At 67.9% G+C, this 9845-nt stretch carries 11 protein-coding genes; 6 read left to right on the top strand and 5 right to left on the bottom strand.

Going from position 1 to position 9845, the window contains the following annotated elements; all coding sequences use genetic code 11:
- Positions 1–73 precede the first annotated feature (73 nt).
- Positions 74–1816: a phosphatidylglycerol lysyltransferase domain-containing protein gene (locus ACFU99_RS20485; RefSeq protein WP_384393981.1), complete on the bottom strand. Its 1743-nt coding sequence runs from the start codon at positions 1814–1816 to the stop codon at positions 74–76.
- Positions 1817–2008: 192 nt separating this feature from the next.
- On the opposite strand from ACFU99_RS20485, the gene ACFU99_RS20480 reads away from it, so the two are divergent.
- The gene (locus tag ACFU99_RS20480) at positions 2009–3259 is read left to right on the top strand and encodes an alpha/beta hydrolase (protein WP_384393978.1); all 1251 of its coding nucleotides are present in this window, start codon (positions 2009–2011) and stop codon (positions 3257–3259) included.
- An 83-nt stretch (positions 3260–3342) separates the two neighbouring features.
- Here ACFU99_RS20480 and ACFU99_RS20475 read toward each other — a convergent pair whose 3' ends face one another.
- The 3 genes from ACFU99_RS20475 to ACFU99_RS20465 all read right to left on the bottom strand — a co-directional run bounded on the left by ACFU99_RS20475 (position 3343) and on the right by ACFU99_RS20465 (position 4759).
- Complete coding sequence (locus ACFU99_RS20475) at positions 3343–3534, bottom strand: hypothetical protein (RefSeq protein ID WP_384393976.1); 192 nt, start codon at positions 3532–3534, stop codon at positions 3343–3345.
- Positions 3535–3709: 175 nt separating this feature from the next.
- Positions 3710–3901: a hypothetical protein gene (locus ACFU99_RS20470; protein ID WP_384393973.1), complete on the bottom strand. Its 192-nt coding sequence runs from the start codon at positions 3899–3901 to the stop codon at positions 3710–3712.
- A 9-nt stretch (positions 3902–3910) separates the two neighbouring features.
- A complete protein-coding gene (locus tag ACFU99_RS20465) occupies positions 3911–4759 on the bottom strand; it encodes a helix-turn-helix domain-containing protein (RefSeq protein ID WP_384393970.1) in 849 nt (282 codons plus the stop codon).
- A gap of 239 nt (positions 4760–4998) precedes the next feature.
- On the opposite strand from ACFU99_RS20465, the gene ACFU99_RS20460 reads away from it, so the two are divergent.
- Positions 4999–5415: an ATP-binding protein gene (locus ACFU99_RS20460; RefSeq protein WP_384393967.1), complete on the top strand. Its 417-nt coding sequence runs from the start codon at positions 4999–5001 to the stop codon at positions 5413–5415.
- A gap of 73 nt (positions 5416–5488) precedes the next feature.
- Here ACFU99_RS20460 and ACFU99_RS20455 read toward each other — a convergent pair whose 3' ends face one another.
- Positions 5489–6550 carry an alpha/beta hydrolase gene (locus ACFU99_RS20455; protein ID WP_384393964.1) on the bottom strand — a complete coding sequence of 354 codons (1062 nt, stop codon included), beginning with the start codon at positions 6548–6550 and terminating at the stop codon, positions 5489–5491.
- A 235-nt stretch (positions 6551–6785) separates the two neighbouring features.
- On the opposite strand from ACFU99_RS20455, the gene ACFU99_RS20450 reads away from it, so the two are divergent.
- The 4 genes from ACFU99_RS20450 to ACFU99_RS20435 all read left to right on the top strand — a co-directional run bounded on the left by ACFU99_RS20450 (position 6786) and on the right by ACFU99_RS20435 (position 9778).
- Positions 6786–7280 (top strand): universal stress protein, encoded by a 495-nt coding sequence (locus tag ACFU99_RS20450; RefSeq protein WP_384393961.1) that lies wholly within the window; start codon positions 6786–6788, stop codon positions 7278–7280.
- 268 nt (positions 7281–7548) lie between these two features.
- Positions 7549–8646: a HoxN/HupN/NixA family nickel/cobalt transporter gene (locus tag ACFU99_RS20445; RefSeq protein WP_384393959.1), complete on the top strand. Its 1098-nt coding sequence runs from the start codon at positions 7549–7551 to the stop codon at positions 8644–8646.
- Between the two features lie 161 nt (positions 8647–8807).
- Positions 8808–9203 (top strand): rodlin, encoded by a 396-nt coding sequence (locus tag ACFU99_RS20440; protein ID WP_384393956.1) that lies wholly within the window; start codon positions 8808–8810, stop codon positions 9201–9203.
- 182 nt (positions 9204–9385) lie between these two features.
- A complete protein-coding gene (locus ACFU99_RS20435; protein ID WP_384393954.1) occupies positions 9386–9778 on the top strand; it encodes a rodlin in 393 nt (130 codons plus the stop codon).
- The last annotated feature ends 67 nt before the right edge of the window (positions 9779–9845 follow it).

Below are 9845 nucleotides of genomic sequence, written 5' to 3'. Positions count from 1 at the left end.
GCCCGAGGACCAGCGCCGGCGGTACGCCGAGCACCAGCGGTACGACGAGGACCAGCTGCACGCCAAAGAGGCGTCAGCTCCGCTGTACGCCCGCCATCGGCAGCGCCCGCCGGATCTTCACGTACCGCGGCTTGCTCCGCAGGTACTGCCTGAGCCGCTCCGCCGGGCGCGGCAGCACCACGAACGCCTCGGCCTGCATGCAGGCCCAGCTGATGCGCGGCAGGTCGCGGCTGGTCGGGTAGACCACGAAACGCGGCTCCCACACCGGCTGGAACTTCGCGTTGAAGCGGTACAGCGACTCGATCTGGAACCAGCGGGAGGAGAACACCAGCAGCCGGTGCCAGATCCGCAGCACCGGGCCCGCGCCCAGCTTCTCGCCGCGGGCGAGGGCGGCCCGGAAGACGGCGAAGTTCAGCGAGACCTTGTTGACGCCGAGGCCGGGGGCGGCCTTCAGCGCGGCGACGATCAGCAGTTCGTTGAGGCCGGGCTCGGCGGTGCGGTCGCGGCGCATCAGGTCGAGGGAGATGCCGTCCGGCCCCCACGGCACGAAGTGCAGCAGCGCCCGTACGCGGTCCACGCCGTTCTCGTCCGGCTGGTGGGCGGTGACGACGACGCAGTCGCCGTCGCCGGGGGCGCCGAAGCGGCCGAGCGCCATGGAGAAGCCGCGCTCGGTGGCGCTGCCGCGCCAGGCGGCGGCGTCCTCGCGGAGCTTCTTCTTCTCCTCCTTGGGCAGGTCCCGTACGCGCCGGACCTGGCAGGAGTAGCCGGCCCGCTCGATGCGGTTGACCATCTGCCGCACGTTGCGCATGGTGCGCCCGGCGAGGCTGAACGACGTGGTGTCGACGATGGCCTCGTCGCCCAGCTCCAGGGCGTGCAGCCCGCCCTCGCGGGTCCAGACCTGGCCGCCGAGCTCGCTGCACCCCATCACGCCGGGCGTCCAGGCGTGCTTGGCGCACTGGTCCAGGAACTCCTTGATGGCGCCGGGCCACGCCTCGTAGTCGCCGATGGGGTCGCCGCTGGCCAGGGCCACGCCGGAGACGACGCGGTAGGCGATGGCGGCCTTGCCGCTGGGGGACCACATGACGCTCTTGTCGCGGCGCAGCGCGAAGTAGCCGAGCGAGTCGCGGGCGCCGTCCTTGTCGAGCAGGGCGCGTAGCTTGTCCTCGCCGTCCTCCGGGTCCGGCAGGCCGTGCCGGGCGGGGCGCAGCGCGAGGTAGGCGGTGGTGCAGGCGGTGACCAGGCCGAGCGCGAGGAGGGAGAAGGAGACCAGGTCGGCGACGCGGTCGCTGCTGTACTTGATGGGGCCGTCGAGCCCGGCCATCCCGTACAGGACCTGCTGGAGCCGGTCGGCGAAGCCGATGCCCCGGCCGCCGCTCTCCTCGTGCGCCCGTACGCCCACGATCGCGAGGCCGAGGCCGACGCTGCACAGGCCGAGCAGGATGAAGTTGCCGACGGCGCGGATGCGGGTGCGGGGGTCGCCGAGCGCGTAGAACTCCTTGCGGTACGCGATCAGCACTCCGCACAGGGCGGCCGAGACAACGGCGGGGATGATCTCGTGGTGGCGCAGCGACTGGATGACCGCGCAGGGCCCGAGCAGCACCACGGCGGCCCGCCAGGCCCGCAGCTTACGGCGGGCGAGGCCGCGCGCGAGCATGACGAGCAGGATCCCCGCGGCGAGTGAGGTGGCCCGCGCGAGGGAGTCGGGGAACCCCGGGACATAATGGGTGATTCGGGCTATCCGGCCTTCGCGCATCCCTGGCCTGATGGCCGAGGCGATGTCGAGAAGGCCGATGAGCAGGCAGGTGTAACCGGCCACTGAGGCGACTCGTTGTCTCACAGCGGCTCAGCGTATGAGCAGTTGGACAACAGCTCGGGAAGAGAAGGATAAGAGCAGGGTAAGAACAGGGTGCTGAGCAACCCCGCCGGTCGTATCCCGCCTCTTCTCCGGTGAGCAATGCCGGAACCGAACATGAGTACCCACATCCGGGGGCAGGGAGTTGAGAGGCATATGGGGCTGACCAGTCGGTCACTCTTGTACACGGTGATTTTCGTCGCCGTGCTGTGTGTGGGTCTCACGGTGTGGCTGTGGCCGCGCCTGGCAAAGCGCGGGACGCTGCCCGTGGCGGGCCGGCTGGGGTCGATCGTGGTGACGCAGGTGGCCGTCGTGGCCGCTTTCATGCTCGCCGTCAACGCCAATTTCGAGTTCTACGGAACGTGGAACGAGCTGTTCGGTAAGTACGACAAGACCCCCGTCAGCGTCACCCACCTGGGCAAGGGCGGCCCGTACGCGACCGTCGGCGCGACCAAGGACGGGCTCGTGCAGCCGGCCGGGGCGCAGGGCCTGGACAAGATAAAGGGAATTCCGCACGGGCCCGCCGAGAAGGTCGGCAAGGTCCAGTCGGTGAAGATCCTCGGCCGTCGTTCGCACGCCATCAATCCGGCGTTCGTCTATCTGCCGCCGCAGTATTTCCAGAAACAGTTCCAGCGCCAGCGATTCCCCGTGGCGGTCGTCATCAGCGGCTATCCCGGCGGCATCATGAACCTCGCCCAGCACCTCCAGGTCCCGCAGACCGCGTCGGAGCTGATCAACGAGAACAAGATGCAGCCGACGGTCATAGTGATGATCCGCCCCACCATCGCGCCGCCGCGCGACACCGAGTGCGTGGACGTGCCGGACGGCCCGCAGGCCGAGACCTTCTTCACCAAGGACCTTCCCGAGGCGCTCAAGCAGACCTACCGCGTCGGCCACGACCCCAGCGCCTGGGGAGCGATGGGCTACTCCTCCGGCGGCTCCTGCGCCCTCCAGCTCGCCATGCGCGAGCCCGGCGTCTACCCGGCGGCGGCCTCCCTCTCCGGCGACTACAAGATCGGCAACGACCTCACCACCGGCAACCTCTTCGGCACCGGCCCGGACGCCAAGAAGAAGGAACACGAGCACGACCTGATCTGGCGGCTGAAGAACATGCCCGTGCCGCGCGTCGCGGTGATGGTCACCAGCAGCAAGAAGGGCGAGAAGAACTACGGCGAGACGATGAAGTTCCTCGACGCGATCAAGGCGCCGATGAGCAAGTCGGCGATCATCCTGGGAGAGGGCAGCCACCACTTCACCACCTGGCGGCGCGAGATCGGCCCGGCCCTGGAGTGGATGGGCAAGCAGCTGACCTTCCCGCAGGACGTGGTCAACAACGCCCCGAAGAAGCCGGACCCGGGCAAGAGCTCGACCCCGACCCCGACGCCGACGGCTTCGCCGGGGGCGTGACCGTACGGGTACGGCTCGTACCTTGCTCGTACCTGTACGAGCCGTACCCGGGCCGCGGTGGCGGGTGACGCGCGCCGCAGGGGCTACAGCAGGTGGTCGGCCTTGCCGGCCTTGATGTCGGTGATGAGGGTGCGGAGGGCTTCGAGGGAGTCGGTGAGGTGGTGGTCCTCTTGGCCGGCGATGGATATGTAGCCGTTGCCGTCGGCGTCTGTACCGAGGCGGAAGCAGGAGTTGCCCTCGCCGCAGAAGGGTGCTTCCCAGGTGATGTCGGCCATCTTGGGCTCTCCTCAGAGCTGTTGGGCGATCTGGCGGATGAGGTCGCGGGACGGCTCCGGGGACAGTGCCGAGCCTTCCCAAGCTGCCTTCCCGCAGGACGTGGTCAACAACGCGCCGACGAAGCCGGAGCTGGGCAAGAGCCCGACGTCACCCGCCACCGGGTGACGGCAGGGGCTACAGCAGGTGGTCGGCCTTGCCGGCTTTGATGTCGGTGATGAGGGTGCGGAGGGCTTCGAGGGAGTCGGTGAGGTAGTGGTCCTCTTGGCCGACTACGGATATGTAGCCGTTGCCGTCGGCGTCCGTACCGAGGCGGAAACAGGAACTGCCTTCGGCGCAGAAGGGGTCTTCCCAGGTGATGTCGGGCACGGGTGCTCCTCACAGTTGGCGTGCGAGTTCACGAATGAAGTCTCGGGACTGCTCTGGCGGCAGTGCCATGCCTTCCAACAGATCGAGTTGTGCCCGGTATTTCGCCAACTGCCCCTCGGCGTGGAGGAAGGTGGGTCCGTGGGAGCTGTCCACCTGCACTGTATCGAGCTGCGGTACGGGTCCTTCCATGTAGACGACGGTCTGCCCGGCTCCAGGGAAGGCGCCGAGGGCGAAGGGGACGATGAGCACGGTGACGTTGTCCCGCTCGGAGACCTTCAGTAGGTACTCCAACTGGGTACGAGCCACGTCGGTACCGCCGAACTGCATCCGCAGTGCGGCCTCGTGGATGACGGCGACGTACGGGATCGCGGTGTCACCAGTGATCACCTGCTGTCGTTCCGAACGCAGCGCGAGGCGGAGGGCAACCTCGTGCTCAGGCAGGGCAGGGACCGCGGCTCGGAAGATGGCCATCGCCTGTTCCGATGTCTGGAGCATGCCCGGCACGTGCACGGTGTTGGCGCCGCGTATGCGTACAGCGCTGCTCTCCGATTCTGCGATGTCCAGCAGGCATTGGGGCAGGGTGCCTCGATGACGCTCCCACCAGCCTGTACTCAACTCTGCCATCTCGACGAGCGCCTTTATATATGCCTCATCGGTCACATCGCAGTTGCATGCCAATGTGCGCAGGCGGTCGGCGCTGATACCCCGGACCCCTGACTCGATGTTGGAGATCTTTCCTCGGTCCACACCCAGTAGGCCCGCCGCGAACTCTGCGGACATGCCTGCCATCGTACGGATGCGCCGCAGCTCACTTCCCAGTCGCTTCTGCCGTTCCGTGGGGGTCGTCCTCGGGGGCATGAGGTTCCTTCAATCCAGTGGGTCCGCTCGATCGCACTCAGAGGCCGCTCAACCTCTCGGTGGTGAATTTTCTTGAGTGCGCGGAAAATTTACCACCATCTGCTCTACTGTCAGTATCGCGCAAGCTACACACCGCAACGTCGGAAGCGCACCGCGCGAGCATGCCCGTCCGCCCTGGGACGGGTGCGGCGGTAGGCCACCGGCGATCCCAACCCCCTCACACAGCCGTGGAGTTCGCCATGCCCGAGATCCCCCGCGTACCCGCCCACTGGCGCTTCCCCGCCCACCCCGCCTCCGTACGGCGGGCCCGGCACGCCGTTGTCGAGTCGCTGCCGGACGTCCTCCGTCCCCGCCTCGGCGACGATCTGACCCTGCTGACCTCGGAGTTGGTCAGCAACGCCATTCGCCACGGCGCACGCCGGCCGGCGGACGAGGAACTCATCGAACTCGTCCTGTGGCCCGCCGACGGGCACTACTGGCTCGCCGTCTCCGACCCGGGCGCCGGTAAGCCGGCACTGGCCCGCCCGGACGCGGACTCCGAGGGCGGCCGGGGGCTGGTCCTCGTCGACAGCCTCGCCACCGCCTGGGCCGTCCGGCCCCGCCCGACCTGCGGGACGTCCGTGATCGCGGGCCTCGCCTTCCAGCAGAGCGGTTGACGCGGCGAAGCGATCGGCGCGTACGGACCGGGCTTGTACGGGCGCCCGTACGCGCCCGGCGACCGTGCTTCGCCTACGTGACCGGGGACTTGAGCTGCTGGCTCAGCCAGTTGAACGCGACCGGGTACATCTTCTGCCACGTGTTGTAGTTGTGGCCCCCGGTGGGGATGATCTCCGTCTTGACCTTGACCCGGCTGCCCTTCGCCGCCTCGCTGAACTCCTTGATGTATTTGACCGGGCTGTCCCGGTCCTGCTGCGACGTGGCGAGGAACAGCGAGACGTCGGCCTTGGAGTGGCGCACCAGGTAGGTCGGGCTGTTGTGCTCGCGCAGCACCGGGTCGGGGATGACGTCGGGGTCGCCGGTCAGCGGGTCCGGGTCGAGTGCGACCCCGGCGCCGTAGACCTTCGGGAACTGGAGTGGGAGCTTGGCCGCGCAGTACGCGCCGGTGGAGATGCCCGCCAGGCCCCAGCTCTTCGGTCCGGACTCGGTGCGGAAGTGGTGGCGCACCAGATCCGGCACGTCGTCGGTGAGCCAGGTGGCGACCTTGCGGCCGGGGGTGTTGGAGCAGTCCGTGTCGACGCCGCCCGGATTGACGATCGGGATCACGAGGATCGCCGGCTTGGCGATGTCCTCCCTGATCATCTTGTCGAACGCCTTGGGCATCCCGCCGTGCTCCAGCCAGGACTGCGGGGAGCCGGGCACGCCGTGCAGCAGCGTCACGACCGGGAACTTGGTCTTGCGGTACTCGGGCTTGTCGTACTGCGGCGGGGTCCAGATCATGACCTGCCCGGAGAGCTTGGAGTGCGCCCCGTGGAAGTAGGTGTCCTGCATCCGGCTGTCGCCGTGGATGAACTTCGCGCGCTCCGGCGGCGGGCCGGGCATAGCCACCGGAACGTTCCCGTTGTCCCTGCCGAGCCAGTCGTCCCAGGACGCGTACAGCCCGTAGCTCTGGTTGATCCAGACCAACACCACGGAGACCGCGGTGAGCTGGCAGAGCGCGATCATCACGACGCGGGACAGCCAGCGCAGCGGGCGTGGGCCGGGGATCTTCGACCAGAGCAGCAGGGTGGCCAGGGTGGCCAGCACGGTTGCCAGGATCAACACCACGAACAACGGTGTTCCGGTCAGACTCATCCCGCGAGCTCTCCTCTGCTCGGCTGTCCGGCGCCTCCGCCGGTCGGCTCCAAAATGACCATAATCGCCGTATATGGCATATGGCGGCTGGGTTGGCCCCTTCCGGCGGTCAAGACGAGAGCACCCCGCCGCGCGTTCCAGCAACGCGCTCGTCGATAATCACAGTCAGGCCCATAACGGGTCATTCACCGCGAACCGTGGATTCATAGAGTTTCGGGGAGATGGGGAGATGACAGTGAGTAATGACGCAGCGGGACGGATCGTCGTCGGTGTCGACGGGGGCGAGCCCTCCAAGCGGGCCCTGCGCTGGGCCGCCCGGCAGGCGTCGCTGACCGGCGCCGGCCTCCAGGCCGTGATCGCCTGGGAGTCGCTGACCAGCTGGTCCTGGGCGGGCGTGATGCCGGTGATGCCGGAGGCGTACGTACCGGAAGAGGTCGGCGACCAGGCGCTCGCCGCCGCGATCGAGGAGACCTTCGGCGGCGAGCCGCCCGTCGCGATCGAGCGCAGAGTGATCGTGGGCAACCCGGCGGACGTCCTGCTGGAGGCCGCCGAGGGCGCCGAGCTGCTGGTGGTCGGCGACCGAGGGCGAGCCGGTTTCCGCGCCGCGCTGCTCGGCTCCGTCAGCCACCACGTCACCCAGCACGCGCCGTGCCCGGTGGTCGTCGTCCGGGGCGCCGAAGAGGGCGCAGGCGACGCGGAAGCCGCCTCGAAGCCGTCCGAAAGCGCCTGACCAGCGGAAAAACGGAGTAAAAGTACCGTCACGGCCGGGTGGGCGGGGGTTATCGGGCGTCTCAACGATGTCTGGAAATGGCCCGCTTTGCCCGGCCGTTCTGCATAGAAACCGCAGTTGCGAGTTGTTTGCAACAAGGTGTTGAGCCTTCTACCGTCCCGACGGGGGCCGGGTCGAGGAAGGCTGGTTCATGAGCGGTACGGCAGATACAGCGGGTACAGCAGGTACAGCGGGTACAGCAGGTCGGAACGGAACGGCGGCGGGCCGCATGGCCCGGATACGCGCCTCCCTGACGCCCAAGGAATGGCGCAACGTCCTCGGCATGGTCGGCTTCATCGCCCTCCTGCACGTCGTCGGCTGGTTCACGCTCGTCGCGCTCATCGCCCCGCACCACTACGCAGTCGGCGGCTCCGTCTTCGGCGTCGGCATGGGCGTCACCGCGTACACGCTCGGCATGCGGCACGCCTTCGACGCCGACCACATCGCCGCCATCGACAACACCACCCGCAAGCTGATGGCCGACGGCAAGCGCCCGCTCTCCGTCGGCTTCTGGTTCTCGCTCGGCCACTCCTCCGTGGTCTTCGCGCTCTGCCTGCTCCTCTCCTTCGGCGTCCGGGCGCTGGCCGGGCAGGTGGAGAGCGACTCGTCCACCCTCCAGACCTCCGCCGGGCTCGTCGGCACCCTGGTCTCCGGCTGCTTCCTGCTGCTCATCGCCGCCATCAACGTCGCCGTGCTGGTCGGCATCGCGAAGGTGTTCCGCCGGATGCGGCAGGGCGACTACGACGAGGCCGAGCTGGAGGAGCAGCTGAACAAGCGCGGCTTCATGAACCGGATCCTGGGGCGTGCCACCAAGGCCGTCCGCAAGCCCGGCCACATGTATCCGATCGGCTTCCTCTTCGGCCTCGGCTTCGACACCGCCACCGAGGTGTCGCTGCTCGTGCTGGCCGGCGGCGCGTCCGCCTTCCATCTGCCCTGGTACGCGATCCTGACGCTGCCCGTGCTGTTCGCGGCCGGGATGTGCCTGCTGGACACCATCGACGGCTCGTTCATGAACTTCGCCTATGACTGGGCGTTCTCCCGCCCGGTCCGCAAGGTCTACTACAACATGACCATCACGGGTCTCTCGGTGGCCGTGGCCGTCATCATCGGCGGCATCGAGCTGGTCTCGATCCTCTCCGACCAGCTCGGCTGGGATACCGGGGTCATCGGCTGGATCGGCTCCCTGGACCTGAATTCGGTCGGGTTCGTCATCGTCGGCCTCTTCGCCGCCGTCTGGCTCGTCGCCCTGGCCATCTGGCGCTTCGGCCGTATCGAGGAGAAGTGGTCCGCCGGGGTCCGGCCGGCCGCCGCGGAGCGCGGACAGTAGCAGGATCGTCGGCCCCTTCCGGTCCCCGCGCAATGCCCGCCCAATAGCGGTGCGGGGCAAAGGGCCCGAAGGAGTGAATGCCCGGAACTTCTTTTAAGTACCGGAGTTATTCAGTTCGCTTTCCCAGCAGGGGCGCTTCACGACGATCGAAAGGCATAGACGTGCTCAAGAAGGTACTCGCCACGGCAGCCCTGACGGTTTCCGCGGTCGGCACCATCGCCGGCCCCGCGATGGCGGTCGGCAACGACGACGACCTCAACAACGGCAATGCCGCGGAGGCCGCCTACGGCAACACGCACACCGGCGGCAAGGAGAGCCCGCAGATGAGCCTGATCCAGGGCACGCTCAACAAGCCCTGCATCGGCATCGGCAAGCTCGGCGTCCAGTCGGTCGTCGCGCTGGTCAACGTCGGCGTCCAGGACGTGCCGATCCTCACGTCGCAGCAGATGCAGCAGTGCGCCGACAACTCCTCGATCAGCGACGGCGACGACGCGCTGTCGCACATCCTCGACGAGATCCCGGTGCTGTCGGGCAACGGCTCCGCCAACGGCCGCTGATCGCAGCGCCAGGTCCGGAATTCCCCTTGCGGCGGGTGTGCAGCCCCGCCGCAGGGGGCTTTTCGTATGTCCGGAACTGCCGGAACCTATAGGCCGAATGGGTGAAGTGTAATAACCTTCTCGGACTTTTCGAGTTGGGCAGGTAGCTCGCTATTCACCGACCCGGAGCGAAGGAATACATCGTGATCAAGAAGGTACTCGCCACGGCGGCCCTGACGGTTTCCGCAGTCGGCTCCATCGCCGGCCCCGCGATGGCGGTCGGCAACGACGACGACGTGAACAACGGCAACGCCGCCTCCCAGAGCTACGGCAACACCCACACCGGCGGCTACATGAGCCCGCAGATCGGCCTGATCCAGGGCTCCCTGAACAAGCCCTGCATCGGCCTCGGCAAGCTCGGCGCCCAGTCGCTCGTCGGCCTGGTCAACGTCGGCGTCCAGGACGTGCCGATCCTCTCCTCGCAGCAGCAGCAGTCCTGTGTCGAGAACTCCTCGATCAAGGACGGCGACGACGCGCTGTCGCACATCCTCAGCGAGGTCCCGATCCTGTCCGGCAACGGTTCGGCCAACCACTGACCGTACGACGGAGCCCGTAGCAGCTCTGTGGTCACCGGGCCCCCGGCCGCCGCGTCCCCTCCCCGGG

The sequence above is a fragment of the Streptomyces sp. NPDC057654 genome, assembly GCF_042800135.1.
In the GTDB taxonomy this organism is placed as follows: Bacteria; Actinomycetota; Actinomycetes; order Streptomycetales; family Streptomycetaceae; genus Streptomyces.
This window is presented reverse-complemented; position numbering and strand designations above follow the sequence as displayed.